We start from the raw sequence: 16,324 nt of genomic DNA, 5'->3' as shown, positions 1-16,324 counted from the left end.
CTTTATCGTGAAAATTTCATCATCGTAATACTTGGCTGTTAATTTCGTCATTCATTATCTTATTCTTTTCGTTATGCTAGTCGTTGTAACCTTGGACTGGTTTTCTAAAAGTGTTCTTGCCTTTCAGTATCTCGGTGCTTAGTTGTTGCTCGGTTGCAAAAGGATTGTTCTTTAACCAATCCTTAGCCCTTAGCTTAAGGCTTGCCGTATCTTTCATTGAAAGCCCGTTACTTTTCAAATCGACCATTCTATCAACGTCCTGCGCTGTTAGTTCTTTCGGCTCGGTGTAGAACTTGGATATTGATTTTTTGATGGTGGTTTCGGTAAAGGCTTTGATGGTATCGACCTTGCCCGAATCAATCGCCTCTTTTGTGGTCTTGATGTATTCCACAAATAACGGGTCGGGCATCGTAGGGAAGTGAGCATTTACCACTTTAAGTATTAGCTGTTTGACCGCTTCAAAATCAATCGTTGAAGCTGGTTTGTCTTTCGGCTCAATTTGTGGCTCTTTCGGTTGTTCCGCTACTGGCTCAACCTTTGGCTTGTCTTCTTTCGGTTCGCTGGATAGGTTGCCGTATTCGCTTATGACGTATTCCCAAACATTGAAGCGGTCATCTATCTGCTTTTGTTTCATATAGCCAGCTTGTACCAATCGTTTGACCGCTCGGCTTATCTTGTCACGTTCACAGGCGAAACGCTTAGCGTATGTTGTGATGTTGAAATTGAAGTCGTCAGCATCAGAAAGGATGCTAAGGAGCAGGATTTTATCAAAGTCTTTGAGGTCTTTGTTGTGCAGTATGTATTTTGAAACTATTAAATATGTTCCGTCGGCTTTATTGTTGATGCGAATTGCTTTCTTGTTGCTTTTTTGCATTGTCTTTGGTTTTATCTGAGTGTTATAGTAGTCTTAACCTAGACTCAGAGCTGGGAGGTTTTCGAACACCTTGACCCCAGCACTAGGGCTTTGTTGAAGTGGTTTGCTCCACTGATTGTATATTAATTAGTATATCGAAACTACCCGAAAAAGTCAACCAATATCAAAAAATACTGGTTGGTACTGGTAGGTAAAAATACAATGCGGTAAATATACCTCATTGCAAAGGTACTAACTAAATTTGATGGATGCAACACTATGCGGTAAAAATACCTCATTGCAACAAACCCAGTAAAATCAACAATGAGGTATATTTGCAGTATTGCAAAAATACCGCACTTAACTATAAATAGTTATTGCGTGGTAACTAGACGCAATGATAACTATTAAGATGATAAGATTTGCTTTATGTGGTCTAGTGACCACAACGCAAACCATCAGATAAGGAAAAGATGCACTTCAACGATAAGTAAACCACTCAACGCAATTAGAATAGATTTAAGACCATATCAACGCAAAAGTATATCAATATACCACTCAACGCAAAAGGATAGCTTATGCGCAAAGAAATGAAGCTAAACAGTTAAGTGTTTACTTCAACGCAAAGCAAAGTATTATTTATCATAAAAGTAAATATGATAAATCAATACAATGTGTTAAGCCTGTTCGACGGTATGAGTTGCGGACAGCTGGCACTGCACAAAGCAGGTCTAACAGACTTCAACTACCTAGCAAGCGAAATCGACAAGTTCGCAATCCAGATAACACAATCCAACTACCCAAACACAGTACAGCTGGGCGATGTCCATAACATCAGCGCAAAGGACTTACCCCGCATTAACTTACTACTTGGTGGCTCACCTTGCCAAAATCTGAGCCAAACCACCATCAACAACATAAAGCACAACCAAGGACTGCAGGGCGACAAGTCCAAGCTGTTCTATGAGTTTTTGCGCATCCTGAGCGAAACCAAGCCTGAGCACTTCTTATTTGAGAACGTGGCAAGTATGACCAACGCAAACAGGGATTTGATAAGCCACGCACTGGAATGTGACCCGATACGCATCAACAGCAACCTAGTAAGCGCACAAGACCGTGACCGCTACTATTGGACTAACATAGAGGTTGCGGCCCCGCCAGCAGACCAAGGTATCATACTCAACGATATAATAGAGGAAAACCCAGCATCTAAGTATTGGTATGCTCAAACGTTCGACTATCTAGGAGACAACGAAAAGGTGCAAGCATCATTACATATCCACGGGCACGACATACTTAAGAGAGTGTACAATCTCAACGGCAAGGTAGGTACGCTAACCTGTTTGAAAGGTGGAAACCATCAAAAAAAGGTGTTCCAAAACGGAACACCAAGAAAATTGACACCGTTGGAGTATGAGAGATTGCAGAACGTGCCTGACGGTTACACGTTAGGTGTTTCTGATACTCAACGTTATAATATGCTTGGGAATGGGTGGACTATTGATGTTATAGCACATATTTTGCAGGGGTTAGCAAAATAGTAAAAGCAAAAGTTGCATATCTCAGACGAAATACGTACCTTTGTGTTATGATAAATCCAAGATTGACTTATGTATGCTTCTTGGTCAAGACAAAGATATATAACTTAATTGAGTTGGCAATGAGAAAAACCAAATAAATTTATATAGAATCGAAATTTTAACATTTTAAATAAAATAATATGAAGTAAACAAGCAAACGAGATGGTAGAAAGTGAAATCAACAAGGAATTAACCGAGTTGTTCGAACTGTTCGAAAAGAGCAGGGCGCAACAGAAAGGTTAACACCGCACAGACTATCAACTAAAACACATTTTTTAGGCACACACTAGCCGACTAACCTATTAATAATTTAAAATCAAAGTATGAAAACAACAATTAGCCTAACGGCAGACGAAAGCAATTATATAAAGAAATTGCTCGAAATGGATTTAGAAAGCGCAAACGGACAAATCGAAGACGCAAAAAGCGAAAACGAGAAAGCAGATAAATTTGACTTGGATAGGGTCAAAATGTCAAAAGCAGTAATTAAGAAGATACAAGTTGAAGATGAAAAGATGTATCAAAAAATTCTGAAATTAGCGAGAACAACAGTAAATTAACAAAATAGCCGTTTTTAATGCCATTTTAAGCGGTTTTGAACCAGTTCCCACAACACGCAACAACAAAAAACAACATCAACGCATAAAATTTCATTTACTTTTTCCACTTCATCAGCATATTTAATTAAAAAAACAATTAGATATGACAAAAGAACAAATCAAAGAACTTGAAAGCCTAAGCAAAGAATCGCTTATCTTCAACCTAGTAAGCACCAACGCACAACTGCAAGCCGTATTAGCATTTGCAGAATACCAAGCGGAACAGCTAACAAAGCAAAACGAGCCAATCCAAGCTTATCCAAAGGTAAACGTTGTCGATGTAACAGAATCACCACAAGCTGAAAACGACCAAGAAACGGAATAAGTGAACGATTTAATACTTCAATATCGAGACCACGAACCCAGCAGGAAAATGGACACAATATTTATGCTGGAAATTGCCGAGGTGTTCGCCTTGGAGCTAAGCCAATTGCCACAAAAAATAAAAGATGAACACCAGCACTACCAGCAGGTTGAAATTATCCAACTGGATAAGCAAAGCCCGTTTTTGATGCATTACAAAAGGAATTATGACTTAATTTGTTACAATTCGGAACAGAGGTAAATACCTAAAGGGTTTAAAAATGAGTAACTTTGGAACAGCTTAATATTAAATCATACGCTATGGTACAAGACCCAAGAATGCAGAAATTGCTTTTAAAATTAAACGCAAAATCTGAGGTTCAAGCGATACCCGTACAAATTGAATCATACTCACAACCATTTAGTTGTTATCGAAATGTTGGGCAAAAGTTACAAATTGATGGTGGTAAAATTCACTATGGTTGGCATATACATTTGCAAGATTTTATTTTTGAGGCTGAGCACCACGCAGTTTGGGAAAATGAAAAGGGTGAATTAATTTGCATTACACCAAATCAACACAATAAAAGTGAAATAATTTTTGTTTCAGATAATGAAAAAGTGTTTAATGGTACAAGCTTTGGAAATGTTAGGATTAATGCAACAGATAATGATTTAATCGATGATTTCATTCTGATTAGTGAGGCAATCGATGAATTAGAATCTTTTAGTGTTAGAGTGGATGATACTACGGTTAACATTAAAAAGCCAATTGGTCAAATACTGCAATTTTATCGTCAATGGCAGAGTGAATATTATACTTATTATCATTACGGTAAAGATTCGAGTATGTTGTGTCATTGTTATAGTGGCAAAACCTACTTTGATTGTCACAAAAAGCGTCTTAAAGACGATATAGCGGGACATATAGAAATAGCGAGAAGGTATTTTTACGAGTAATTTTGAACCTTTTTTTTCTTCACCCAAAATAAAACTATTTAAGTGTCTAAATAACAATAAGATACATACATCAACGAATAATGCATTAATTAATAAACCCTTATAAACACTGGGCTTTGTTAATTTTCTTGTAAATATTGTATTCAGGTTAGGGAGTACCCAAAGCACACTATGGGAAGCCCAGCAAATGCATTGAATTAAGATAATAGAATAAGATAAAAATGTAATCAATTTGGGGTTTACCCATACGTGATATAGAATTTATTTATACCTTTGTATAAGATAAACAGTTAAGATATGATAGCCAAGTATATAAGAATAAGCGATAAGAGCCAAAATGTAGATAGGCAGTTAAACAATACCGACCGCCTTTACATAGATGTTATAAGCGGTAAAACAAAGTTCCTAGAGCGGCCCCAAGCTAAACAGTTGGTAAGGGATATAATGGCGGGACTTATCAAACAGGTGACGGTGCAAGAGGTCAGCAGGCTAGGGCGCAATCTCATTGATGTATTGCAGACCCTCGAATATATGCACGAAATGGGTGTTACTATCTATGTGCATAACATCGGTATGTACTCGCTTATAGATGGCAAAGAAAACCCAGCCTTTCGTATGGTTGTTACAATCCTTGCCAATATAAGCCAAACAGAATTGGAAACACTGCGTGAGCGTCAGGCTGAGGGCGTGCGTAAGGCTCAGGAAAAAGGAATATACAAAGGCAGGTTAAAGGGTACAGCAATGACCAGTGAGGAACGTTGCGGGGCGCATCCTGATATTGTCAAACAATTCAACAGGAACAAGCGCAAGGGCAACACCAACCCGATAAGCTTAAGAGACATTGCTAAGATAACAGGTACTAACCTTAGTACAGTTCAACGAGTTAAGAAAGCTTACGATGCGTTAGGCGGTAAGGTTAAGCCAATCTATACACCTGTTAGAGATATATTCGCTACATCTAACAAGCCAATCTATAACAATTAACATCAACCATCAAATTAATATTTTAAGCCCTTAGCGGGGCTTATTTTGTTTTGGTCAAATTTAGGTGTTTTTGGGGTTTTGGAACACAGACATACATCATTCCCGCCAAGCTACCAAAAAACGTTTTGTTTCCGTATCGCAAGAAAAAGATAACCCCCAGCACATAAGCACTGAGGGTCACCAACTAAAAACACCCACCACTTAAAGCGGGGTTTCACACAGGACAAAGATAGTACGATATTTGACACTGGCAAATAAAAAACCCCATCACAACGGCAACGGGGTTTTTTGAATAATAATAACGTAATCTAAAATGATGAAAAAACAAATTTCTCGTTGGAGAATAATAAGTCTAAATCAAATATAATATAATGACATTTTTTGTCAAGTCTTTAATTTGAAATATTATATTAATTTTACATTTCAAAACTTGCGGAAAAGTATGTCAGAAAAAAAAGGTTTAATAAATGAATTAATAAGGGAATCGTATAAGCCTGACTTCTTGTATAGAAATGGAGCGTATGAGAGAGAACAAAAAGTTAGAGAAATTTATACAGATTTCGTTTTAAATTTTTTAATGCAACACAGAAGCGGAAAGGGTAAGATTGATAACCTAGTCCTACGAAAGAATAGTATTCCCGATAATGTTTTTAACTTTTTCAGCAAAGAGTATTCAATTGAAATTGGCTATGTTGATGTAATAAAAAGAACAGACAAATACTATATTTTAAAAATAAATGAACGTGGTAAATCTAGGTATCATTTGACAAGTGTAAAATATAAAATAAAAGTTCCTACGGATTTTACAAGGCTGGGAATATTCTTAATTAAGGTTCTAAAAATTGTATCTAAATTTCTTTTTGATATACTACCAAAAGCAATTAAAAAATTCTTAGATAGTGCAATAGTCAAACTAATCCTATTCTTAATACCGCTTATAACCTTAGCGTTGAAATGGGATGAAATAATAAAATTCATACATAGGATAACAAAATAAAAAAAAGCCCCTACTAAGGGGCTTTGTTGTATATTCCAGTTTCCAAGGCGGTTTCGAGCTTTTTTATATGGTCTCTATATTCTTGTATCGCTTCGGGGTCTTGGTCTTTTTCATCGAGCTTTAACTCATTTTCTAGGACTGCTATTGTCTCGGCTAGTGCGGTCTCGATTCTCTTTTTAATTTCGGGTGTTACAGGAATGTTTGTCATTTGTGTGTGAGTGTTTTAGTTATGCCCCTTGCGGGGCGGGTTAATTGATTATGCTTTGATTGTAAAAGGTTTATCCCAATCGCCAACCTTAAGAGTGATGTAATGCCCTACGTCGTGGTAGTCCGTCATTAAGTCGCTATTGTTGTAGTTGTTTTGGTTTAGGACGCTGGCAACTTTCTTAAGCACTTCTTGGATTGCTGGGAAATCCTTATAGTGGGAATCTAGCCAAAAGTGGTTGACGCTTTCGTATTCCTTGCTTGCGTCTTGTCTTAGTTCTACTGGTGCTTGCAGTATGCAACATCTTACGCTCGAATAGTGTTCACGTGTTACTGAAAATTTCCAGCCTTGTTTTAAAGGAAACAATTCTTTCAATTGGTTTCTCATTTCTTTAACTGATTCTGTAGTGATGTAAGCCATTGTGTGTGTGTTTTAGTTGATTACTTATTTAACTTGTACAAATATACAATAACTTAATTGATATATCCAAATCTTATTTAATAAATTAATTAATTATATTAACTGATTGTATTAACTTATTTATTCAGTGCAATAAAAAACCCTGCAAATGCAGGGTTTAACAGGTGTTTATCTATGGTATTCTAATTTTAATTTATTTTCGGTTACGTGTTTCCAATCTGTAACGTTTAAATAGGTTTCTTTGTCGGGTTCTTTCGCATCAACTATTAGAAATGTTTGGTAACTGTAGTAATCGTTGGCTCTATATTCCCGTTTGCGCAGGACAATAACGAGGCTGTTAGGTACTTCAATATCGCCCACGTGGAACTTGACGGTACACTTAACAAGGTTGGGGCTTAAGCCGATTACTTCAACGCTTCTTATTATGCTTTTGAAGATTGACTTAAGTTTGTTTCTATCATTCTTTGCATCAATAAGTATTTGCGTGTTCGTGGCTGGCTTATCCAAATCAACAAGTGTCTTCTTGTTTGATTTGAGTTGCTTCTTTTGGTTTTCAATCTGATTGCTTATGTTGGCTTTCTCGCTCTTAAATTCCTTAAGCTTGTTCTCGTAAATATCTTGCGGTACTTTTTCGTCATAGTAATCGTTGATAAGCCTGCTTAAACGATTCTCGTATTTGACGAAATCCTTTTCAAGTACTGGCAAACTCATTTCAATAAGTTCAATCTTGCGTGCTACGTCTTCTTTGATTTTCTCGGTATCGCCAAGATACTTAAGCATTGCAGGTGTTTTGCAAAATATGTCGTATATGGCAGAATCCAAGATGTTGATATTTATACCAGTGTTACCGCAAGATTTGAACGGTGCAATAAGTCGGGTAGTACATAAGTACAAAGCGGTTTCTTCGCTGACCCTATGGGAGAAGTTGCGCCCGCAACATCCGCATTTCATAAGGTACTGCAAAAGGATTACGTTCTTTGTGTGCAGGTTTCGCCCGTTTCCTTTCTTGCCGAGGCGTATTGCTTTGCACTGCTCGAACAAATCCACATCAACGATTGCAAGCTCAGGGCTTGCGAACTGTTCCGTTGCTTCGCCAGTTACATATTTCTTAAACGACCTTATACCAATATACAATTCATTTTCTAAAATCCTTTTGATTTGGGTTGCGTCCCATTCGATGCCCTGCAATTTTCCCATACTTTCGGACTTGGTAGGTATGTTGTTTTCGTTGAGCTTGGTAGCGATTTGATACATACTAAGTCCGTCTTTGTAGTCTTCGAAAACCTCACGCACAATAACAGCCTCGGTTTCATCAACAACCATCATCTTGTCAACGCTTGCATATCCGTAAGGTTTGTATGTACCGCCAGCGGCCCCGCCTCTAAGTATATTGTTGCGACGACCTGACGCACTGCGGGTCTTAAATTGGTCTGCCTCTATATCGGCAAATTCCATCATCAACTGAAAAGCGGCCAATTGGATTTTATTTATTTTTTTGTCAGCGGTAAGAAAGTGCGTGCCACCGTTGGAACTGGTGACGCAAATATCGATTTTGTTTTCTAGGAGTTCGTTAACCAGTACACGGGTTTCGGTGGGATTACGTCCGAGCCTCGACAGCTCGGTTACGTAGATGCAGGAATAATAAGTTAAGTCGTTTCTGAACTTGCTTATAAGCGCATCGAGTTGCGGTCTTTTCTTGCCTTGCTTGTAGCCTGATATTTTTTCGTTGAATATCTCGATGTTAACATTTCCCTCACCGTATTGACGGTTGATGTAGCGGGTTATATCTGCTACCTGCCTATCGTATGACTGTTCAAGTGTACTAACACGTACATATATTCCTACATTTTCCATTTGTTATATGCTTAAGGTTAAGCAAATATAAATAAAAAAAGTAATATGATTGTTTCATTACAGACAGGAACATATCGGCAATAGTCATTAAGCAAAACATTGCGATACAAAGTCCCCAGAAAGAAGTAATATATTGAACAAAGAAAAGCGAAACTCCACTGGTGAATAAACTAAAAATCATGATTTTGTAGAATCCGATTTTATCTGAAAGTTTACCGCCAAGCCAAGAACCTAACATAGAGCCAAAACCAAACGAAACCATAATCCAACCTACTTGATTATAAGTGAAATGAAGATCTTCTTTTAAGTATTTTGATAAAAAAGGAAGCACCATTGTACCGGCACGATTGATAAATGTGATGATGGCAAGTATCCAAATTTCTCTTGTAAATCCGCGAAAATTATTGATGTAATGGTTAAAGGCAGTTTTGAGCATTATAAATCGTCTTATTTGCAACAAAGTTAGGAAACTTTGTCACGTATTGCGGTTGTTGCTTTGTTACTTTTAAACTATTTTTGCATAAAATTTCTAACTATGAAAAAAGCTATTATTCTTATTGTCTGGATGATTTTTAGTTTTGGCTATAGCCAAAAAAAGTTTAGTTACGGTGAAGTTGCAAATTTCCAGACGAAGATTAATTCTGAATATGCTGACGCTAAGACTAGTCCGTTGATGGAAGAGGATTTGAAGACCTTTAAATCTTTAGATTTTTATCCGATTAATGGGAAATATTTTGTAATTGCAAAATTTGAAAAAGCGAAAAACGAGAAAGTTTTCGAAATGAAAACGACCGGAACCAGAACTCCAAAATATATAAAATACGGAACGCTGTCTTTTACTTTAGAAGGAAAAGCACTTAAATTGAATGTTTACAGAAGTATTGATCTTTCGAAACAAGAACAATATAAGGATCATTTATTTTTGCCTTTTTCAGACTTAACATGTGGAAAAGAAAGCTATATCGGTGGGCGATATATCGATTTGAAAATTCCGAAAGGAAATACAATTGCCGTTGATTTTAATCAAGCTTATAATCCGTATTGTGCTTATAATCACAAGTATTCTTGTCCGCTTGTTCCTTTAGAAAATGATTTGAATGTTGAAATCAAAGCAGGAGTTAAAACGTTTCATTAATGGAATTCTTTAATTTTCATACACATCAATTTACGAACCAACCAGATATTTTAGAATTGGTGAATCAATATCCATTGGAGTTTGATGCATCAATCCCATTTTATTCTATCGGAATTCATCCTTGGCATATTAAGGAAAATCAAATTGAGGGAGAATTGAAAATCATTGAAGAAAAGCTTCAAACTCAAAATTGCTTGGCAATTGGCGAATGCGGTTTAGACAAACGAATTGAAATTCCATTAAACTTGCAGGTTGAAGTTTTCGAAAAGCAATTGGCTTTGGCCGAAAAATATAAAAAGCCAGTGGTAATTCATTGCGTTGCGGCTTTTCAGGAAGTTATTGAAATCAAGAAGAAATTAAAAATTTCTGCACCTATGATTATTCATGGCTACTCAAAAAATAATCAATTGGCAGAACAGTTGATTGTGGCAGGATTCTATATTTCTTTTGGAAAATATTTATTGAGAAATCCCGATTTAAAAACTGTTTTTCAGAACATTCCTAATGATCGTTTTTTTCTAGAAACTGATACGATGGAAGAAAATATTCAGCAGGTTTATGAATTAGCTTCTGGGTATAAAGCGTTAAATTTAAAAGAATTACAAAGTATTATTTCGAGTAATTATAAAAGAGTATTTGAGAGAGGTGAAGAGTGATTAGTAATTAGTGAATAGTTTTTCAGTTTGATAGACGAACAGCATAGAATCTGAAACCTGAAACTTGAAACAAAAGAAAGACAAAAACAAAAACAAAAAAATATAATATGGCAGAGTGGACAGAAAGAGCCGAGCTTTTATTTACAAAAGAAGGATTAGAAAATTTGCAGAAAGCAAATGTTTTAGTAGTAGGATTAGGTGGAGTAGGATCGTTTGCTGCTGAATTTTTAGCACGTGCAGGCGTGGGGAATATGACAATTGTTGACGGCGATGTTGTTGATATCACAAACATTAACAGACAGTTACCAGCTTTGCATTCAACTGTTGGTGAACCAAAAATTACGATTGTTGGTGACCGTTTGATGGATATTAATCCGGAATTGAAATTGACACGCGTAAAAGAATTTTTATCGCCAGAACGTGCTTTTGAAATTGTATCTCCAGAGTTTGACTATGTTTTGGATTGCATTGACAGTATTACACCAAAATTGAATTTGATTATTGCTGCAAAACGCAAAAGAGTTAAAATTATAAGCAGCATGGGTGCAGGCGGAAAGATGCTGGCATCTAAAGTAAAAGTGGCAGATATTTCAAAAACGATAAACTGTTATTTCTCAAAAACGATTCGCAAGAGATTGAAAGCTGCAAAAATCAATAAGCTTAAAGTTGTTTTTTCTTCGGAAATTCAAAATGAAAAAAGTTTAAAATTAACCGACGGAAAAAATTTCAAAAAATCTTTCTACGGAACAAATAGCTACATGCCTGGTTTATTCGGACTTCATGCAGCTGAAACAGTGATTCGTTATTTGATTTCGAAAGAGTAAAGAAAGGTACTAAGATGCTAAGTTACTAAGGTTCTAAGGTAAAAAACACTCAGAACTTTAGAATCTAAAACAACCTTAGAACCTCAGTCCCTCAGAACCTTAGAACCTTAAAAAAAAATGATTAAAACAGTAATTTTTGATATGGACGGTGTTATCGTCGACACAGAACCCGTTCATCGTTATGCGTATTACAAGCAATTTTCAGAATTAAATATTGATGTTTCTGAGGAAATGTACACTTCGTTTACGGGATTTTCGACTCGAAATACATTCCAGTCACTGAAAGCATTTTTTCCTGTAATTGAACATGAAGTTGAAGATTTGATTCAGCGAAAAAGAAATATTTTTAATGACGCTTTCGATACAAAGGAAGATTTGTATTTGCTAGAAGGAGTTGAAGATTTGATTAAAGATTTATACGGAAACGGAATCCAGATTATTTTGGCATCTTCGGCATCAAAAGTTACAATCGAACGTGTTTTTACACGATTCAATCTGCATCAATATTTTTCGCATATTGTTAGTGGTGAGGACTTTCCGCAATCGAAACCAAATCCGGCGATTTTTATTCATGCTGCTTCTTTATCAATTGCGCCAAAAGAGGAATGTATCATTATTGAAGACAGCACAAATGGCGTCAAAGCGGCAAAAGCGGCCGGAATTTATTGTGTAGGTTATAGAAGTGCACACTCTAATTTGCAGGATTTATCAGATGCTGATTTGGTAATCAGTCATTTCAATGAATTAAATGCTGAAAAAATATCACAGATTACCGTCTGAATTAAGTTAAATTTAACATTTGTTCCCTAATTGAATTTGTAAATTTGAACAAACAAATAAAACCTAAAATGAAAAAAATACTTATTGCATTTGCTATTTTATTAGCGCCTTTTGCTTCAGAAGCACAGATAAAAACACCACAGGCAAGTCCAAAAGCTTATATCAAACAGACAGTTGGTTTAACTGATGTCGAAGTTACATATTCAAGACCGGGCGCAAGAGGTCGTGCCGTTTTTGGAAATTTAGTTCCGTTTGGCAAATTATGGAGAACTGGAGCTAATGAAAATACAATTATCAACTTTAGTGATGATGTTGTTATTGACGGAAAAACTTTGAAAAAAGGAAAATATGCAATTTATACAATTCCTAAAATTGAAAGCTGGGAGATCATTTTCTACTTGTCAACAGACAATTGGGGATTGCCAGAAAACTGGAGCGATTCGTATGTAGCGTTGAGAACTACTGTAAAAGAAGAGGCATTGCCAACGCCTGTTGAAACGTTTACAATTGGAATCAATGGTTTGGACCAAAATTTTGCTTATTTAGAAATGGCTTGGGAAAACTCTCGTGTAGCACTTAAATTTGAGGTTCCAACTGCAAAATTAGCCACGGCAAGTATCGAAAAAACATTGGCTGGACCAACATCGAATGATTATTATGCAGCTGCTCAATATTTATTTTCATCTAATGGAAATATCGAAACAGCAAGAACATATGTTGACAAATCATTGGATATGGTAACAGAGAAACCTTATTTCATCTTAAGACTGAAATCAATTATTCAGGCAAAACAAGGTGATAAAAAAGGTGCAATTGAAACAGCAAAAGCTTCATTGGCAGCCGCTGAAACAGCTAACAATCAAGATTACGTAAAAATGAATAAAGACAGTATCGCTGAGTGGAGCAGATAAATTGTTTTAAATTCCAAATATTAAAAATCCAAATTCCTAAGCAAAGGAATTTGGATTTTTTTTTAAATACTACGAATTATTGTCATTTCGATGGAGGAGAAATCTCCACGAGAAGCTCGATAAAGATTGGGTTTTCGTTGTAGAGTTACTTGCGGAGATTTCTCCTCCGTCGAAATGACAAGATTGTCCGAAATTTTGAAATTCAAAAAATCAATTCAAACTCGGTGGTTCAGGAATTTTGATGTTCTTTTTGGTTTTCTTCACAATCAAAAGATAAAAAGTGATTGCCCCTAAAACAATCAGCAACGCAATTTCGAGTTGACCAAGACTGTTGTTATCGTTGTAAATTGCATTCGCGGCCGCGAGTTTTGCTTTTCCTTCCTTGATCTGAATTTCAGATAAAGATTCCAATGTTTTTAGCGCTTCACCACTTGAAAAAGCAATTTTATTCCAATTTTTGTTTTCAACTTGAGTGTTGATTTCTTTGCAGGAAGCCAAGAAAGCATCAAAGTGCTCTTTTTCTTTATTGGTCAAAACCGTTTTAGCATACAAGTCGTCAATGTTGTGAATAATATCAAGTGTATGAATAATTTCGTCCTTTTTAATATTATCGCTTAAATCGAGTTTCTCGGCTTCGGATTTTATAAAATGAAGTTCTTTTGAATATTGAAAAATGTAATGTGCTACGACAAGGCGATCGTTGAAAATTGCATTAATATTTTCGTTTATTTTTTTAGAATTCTGAAGCGTATTAAAGTTGCTTAAAATAATTATCAGCATCACAATCAACAAAATAAATGCAGCTTTCGTTTTATTGCTATATTTTTTTTGGTCTTTCATGATGGTGTTTTTAAAAGTGCTATCTCAAAGATAGAGATTTTGAACTAGAATTCACAACCGATAAATTTGCCTAAATTTTAATTTTAGAAATACATAAGTGTTTATGCTAAAGTAAAAGAAATAAGTATAATTTTTAGAGGCCGATTCCTGCGCTTCCATCAGGGTTAGGCATCTCGGTTTTTAGTGCGAGAAATTCATCAAAATTAATTTTCAAATATTATTTCTTTTGTTTCAATTGAAAAACATTTCCTTCGGGATCCTCGCCATCACAAAGCCAGTAGTCGTAAATATCAAAAGTTTTCACTTCTCTCATCAAGACGTTTTGATCTAAAAATAATTGTCTTACTTCGTGTATATCATTATTGATTTCAAAAACTATTTTGGTGTTATTATCAAATTTATGATCCAATTTTATTTTAGTTAAATATTGGCCACCAATTTTATGAAGTCCAATTTTACTGTTTCCAGCATTCAAAAGAACCCACTCATTTTTATATTCTTCTACTATTTCAAAACCAAAAACTGAACTGTAAAAAGATTTTAGTCCATTTACGTCTTGAACATATAAGATAATTGTATCTAAATTTAGTTTCATTTTTTTCATCATAATATAATTACTCCAAAATCACATTATCAGTATCTGGTTTTCCTCTAAAAAATAAAAACTGCAACAACAAAGACAACACAATCGTAAGATTTGCACCAATGAAATTCAGCCATAAATATCCAAGTTTTTCCTGATCACTAGGATAAATGTAAATCGTGAAATAATAAATGATAAAAATAGTAAGCTGGCTTATAATCGCGCTGTAAAACATTGGCTTTGCCTGAACGCGTTTTAGATAAAATCCAACTAAAAATATTCCTAAAACTGTTCCGTAAAATATAGAACCAATAATATTTACAAGCTGAATCAAGTTTTCAAATAAAGTTCCTACACACGCAAAAAGAATTGCTACAATTCCCCAAAAAAGCGTAAAAAACTTCGTTGCCATCAAAAAATGTTTCTCTGATTTTTCGCCTTTTAAATTTCGTTTGTAAATATCAATAGCCGTTGTCGAGGCCAAAGCATTTAATCCCGAAGCCGTTGACGACATTGCTGCGGAAATAATTACAGCAAGCAACAAACCTATAAGTCCTTTTGGCAAATAATGCAGAATGAAGTGAAAGAAAACATAATCTTTATCATTTGTTTCGCTGTTGCTGTCGGCTTTAGAAATGATTTCTTTTGCTTTGTCGCGCAAATCTTTTTCTTTATTTGATAACGCAACTAATTCTTTTCTTAAAATAGGATTGTCATAATCTTGATTCAGCTGATCGATATAAAGTAAATTGATCACTTTTTTATCTTCAGAAAGTTTATCAAGTTTTTTCTCAAGTGCATGATATTCTTCTTTATAAGCTGATTTTTCAATAACAATTTTATTATTTGGATTGAAATTTAACGGCACCGGATTGAATTGGAAGAAAACAAAAACCATTACTCCAGTTAACAGAATAAAAAACTGCATTGGTACTTTCAAAAGTCCGTTCATGATTAATCCCATCTGACTCTCAGCAACTGATTTTCCAGACAGATAACGCCCAACTTGTGATTGATCTGTGCCAAAGTAGGAGAGCGCCAAGAAAAATCCGCCCGTGATTCCACTCCAAAATGTGTATTTTTCTTCGGGATTAAAAGAGAAATCTACAATATTCATTTTATCATTTGCACCTGCAATATGCATGGCGCTTGTAAAAGTCATATCGTTTGGCAAATAATGCAGAATCAAGAAAAAGGTAATAAACATACCTGAAATAATCACAAACATTTGTTGTTTCTGAGTTACGTTCACTGCTTTTGTTCCTCCTGAAAAAGTGTAAATAATTACCATAACACCAATTATGATGTTCATAATCGTCAAGTTCCAGCCCAGTAATGCCGACAAAATAATCGCCGGAGCATAAATTGTTAATCCGGTTCCAAGACCTCTTTGAACCAAGAATAAAATGGCAGCAAGCGAACGTGTTTTTACATCAAAGCGTTTTTCAAGAAACTCATAAGCTGTAAAAACTTTATTTTTATGATAAAGTGGAATAAATGTCAAACAAATGACAATCATGGCAATTGGCAATCCAAAATAAAATTGCACAAAACCCATTCCGTCATGATAAGCCTGTCCAGGTGTGGAAAGAAAAGTAATAGCACTAGCCTGAGTCGCCATTACAGAAAGCCCTACAGTGTACCAAGGCGTTTCGTTATTTCCTAAAATGAAATCTTCGACATTTTTACTCCCTTTGGTTTTCCAAGAACCATATCCAACAATGAATAAAAGTGTAACAATAAGTACGATCCAATCAAATAGCTGCATAGGTTATGAGTATAATTGCATGATTAAGAAGAAAATAAGAATATAAATAGCATTAGCCACCAAAACATAGGT

18 protein-coding genes and 1 pseudogene are annotated in these 16,324 nt (G+C 35.4%); 11 read left to right on the top strand and 8 right to left on the bottom strand.

Annotation, left to right across the window (positions count from 1 at the left end; genetic code table 11):
* Positions 1-76: 76 nt before the first annotated feature.
* Positions 77-874: a helix-turn-helix domain-containing protein gene (locus FND99_RS01995; protein ID WP_144336320.1), complete on the bottom strand. Its 798-nt coding sequence runs from the start codon at positions 872-874 to the stop codon at positions 77-79.
* A gap of 635 nt (positions 875-1,509) precedes the next feature.
* On the opposite strand from FND99_RS01995, the gene FND99_RS20140 reads away from it, so the two are divergent.
* The 6 genes from FND99_RS20140 to FND99_RS01965 all read left to right on the top strand — a co-directional run bounded on the left by FND99_RS20140 (position 1,510) and on the right by FND99_RS01965 (position 6,276).
* Complete coding sequence (locus FND99_RS20140) at positions 1,510-2,394, top strand: DNA cytosine methyltransferase (RefSeq protein ID WP_162615524.1); 885 nt, start codon at positions 1,510-1,512, stop codon at positions 2,392-2,394.
* Positions 2,395-2,756: 362 nt separating this feature from the next.
* Positions 2,757-2,993 carry a hypothetical protein gene (locus tag FND99_RS01985; RefSeq protein ID WP_144336319.1) on the top strand — a complete coding sequence of 79 codons (237 nt, stop codon included), beginning with the start codon at positions 2,757-2,759 and terminating at the stop codon, positions 2,991-2,993.
* 142 nt (positions 2,994-3,135) lie between these two features.
* The gene (locus FND99_RS01980; RefSeq protein ID WP_144336318.1) at positions 3,136-3,357 is read left to right on the top strand and encodes a hypothetical protein; all 222 of its coding nucleotides are present in this window, start codon (positions 3,136-3,138) and stop codon (positions 3,355-3,357) included.
* Positions 3,358-3,626: 269 nt separating this feature from the next.
* Entirely contained in the window at positions 3,627-4,295 is a 669-nt protein-coding gene (locus FND99_RS01975) for a hypothetical protein (protein WP_144336317.1), read from the top strand.
* 297 nt (positions 4,296-4,592) lie between these two features.
* The gene (locus FND99_RS01970; RefSeq protein WP_144336316.1) at positions 4,593-5,279 is read left to right on the top strand and encodes a recombinase family protein; all 687 of its coding nucleotides are present in this window, start codon (positions 4,593-4,595) and stop codon (positions 5,277-5,279) included.
* 442 nt (positions 5,280-5,721) lie between these two features.
* Entirely contained in the window at positions 5,722-6,276 is a 555-nt protein-coding gene (locus FND99_RS01965) for a hypothetical protein (protein ID WP_144336315.1), read from the top strand.
* Between the two features lie 13 nt (positions 6,277-6,289).
* Here FND99_RS01965 and FND99_RS01960 read toward each other — a convergent pair whose 3' ends face one another.
* From FND99_RS01960 to FND99_RS01945, 4 genes and pseudogenes are all read right to left on the bottom strand, one after another.
* On the bottom strand, positions 6,290-6,484 hold the full coding sequence (locus FND99_RS01960) for a hypothetical protein (RefSeq protein ID WP_144336314.1): 195 nt from the start codon (positions 6,482-6,484) through the stop codon (positions 6,290-6,292).
* Positions 6,485-6,532: 48 nt separating this feature from the next.
* On the bottom strand, positions 6,533-6,901 hold the full coding sequence (locus FND99_RS01955; RefSeq protein WP_144336313.1) for an LPD29 domain-containing protein: 369 nt from the start codon (positions 6,899-6,901) through the stop codon (positions 6,533-6,535).
* Between the two features lie 168 nt (positions 6,902-7,069).
* Entirely contained in the window at positions 7,070-8,755 is a 1,686-nt protein-coding gene (locus tag FND99_RS01950) for a recombinase family protein (RefSeq protein ID WP_144336312.1), read from the bottom strand.
* A 55-nt stretch (positions 8,756-8,810) separates the two neighbouring features.
* Positions 8,811-9,191: pseudogene (locus tag FND99_RS01945) on the bottom strand (MFS transporter); the annotation flags it as partial.
* 99 nt (positions 9,192-9,290) lie between these two features.
* Between FND99_RS01945 and FND99_RS01940 the strand changes: the two are divergent.
* The 5 genes from FND99_RS01940 to FND99_RS01920 all read left to right on the top strand — a co-directional run bounded on the left by FND99_RS01940 (position 9,291) and on the right by FND99_RS01920 (position 13,061).
* Entirely contained in the window at positions 9,291-9,890 is a 600-nt protein-coding gene (locus tag FND99_RS01940) for a DUF1684 domain-containing protein (RefSeq protein WP_144336311.1), read from the top strand.
* Positions 9,890-10,546 carry a TatD family hydrolase gene (locus tag FND99_RS01935; RefSeq protein WP_144336310.1) on the top strand — a complete coding sequence of 219 codons (657 nt, stop codon included), beginning with the start codon at positions 9,890-9,892 and terminating at the stop codon, positions 10,544-10,546. The genes FND99_RS01940 and FND99_RS01935 overlap by 1 nt, the downstream gene beginning before the upstream one ends.
* Before the next feature lie 107 nt (positions 10,547-10,653).
* Positions 10,654-11,370: a tRNA threonylcarbamoyladenosine dehydratase gene (locus tag FND99_RS01930; protein ID WP_132990911.1), complete on the top strand. Its 717-nt coding sequence runs from the start codon at positions 10,654-10,656 to the stop codon at positions 11,368-11,370.
* A gap of 117 nt (positions 11,371-11,487) precedes the next feature.
* The gene (locus FND99_RS01925; RefSeq protein WP_144336309.1) at positions 11,488-12,150 is read left to right on the top strand and encodes an HAD family hydrolase; all 663 of its coding nucleotides are present in this window, start codon (positions 11,488-11,490) and stop codon (positions 12,148-12,150) included.
* A 68-nt stretch (positions 12,151-12,218) separates the two neighbouring features.
* The gene (locus FND99_RS01920) at positions 12,219-13,061 is read left to right on the top strand and encodes a DUF2911 domain-containing protein (protein ID WP_144336308.1); all 843 of its coding nucleotides are present in this window, start codon (positions 12,219-12,221) and stop codon (positions 13,059-13,061) included.
* A gap of 210 nt (positions 13,062-13,271) precedes the next feature.
* Here the strand turns inward: FND99_RS01920 and FND99_RS01915 are convergent, their stop codons facing one another.
* The 3 genes from FND99_RS01915 to FND99_RS01905 form a co-directional block, all read right to left on the bottom strand.
* Positions 13,272-13,901 (bottom strand): MCP four helix bundle domain-containing protein, encoded by a 630-nt coding sequence (locus FND99_RS01915; RefSeq protein WP_144336307.1) that lies wholly within the window; start codon positions 13,899-13,901, stop codon positions 13,272-13,274.
* Positions 13,902-14,118: 217 nt separating this feature from the next.
* A complete protein-coding gene (locus tag FND99_RS01910) occupies positions 14,119-14,496 on the bottom strand; it encodes a VOC family protein (RefSeq protein WP_144336306.1) in 378 nt (125 codons plus the stop codon).
* Between the two features lie 19 nt (positions 14,497-14,515).
* Positions 14,516-16,252, bottom strand: coding sequence for a sodium:solute symporter (locus FND99_RS01905; protein ID WP_144336305.1), 1,737 nt, complete (start codon positions 16,250-16,252; stop codon positions 14,516-14,518).
* Positions 16,253-16,324 lie beyond the last annotated feature (72 nt).

The sequence above is a fragment of the Flavobacterium daemonense genome (genome assembly GCF_007341385.1).
Classification (GTDB): domain Bacteria; phylum Bacteroidota; class Bacteroidia; order Flavobacteriales; family Flavobacteriaceae; genus Flavobacterium; species Flavobacterium daemonense.
This window is presented reverse-complemented; position numbering and strand designations above follow the sequence as displayed.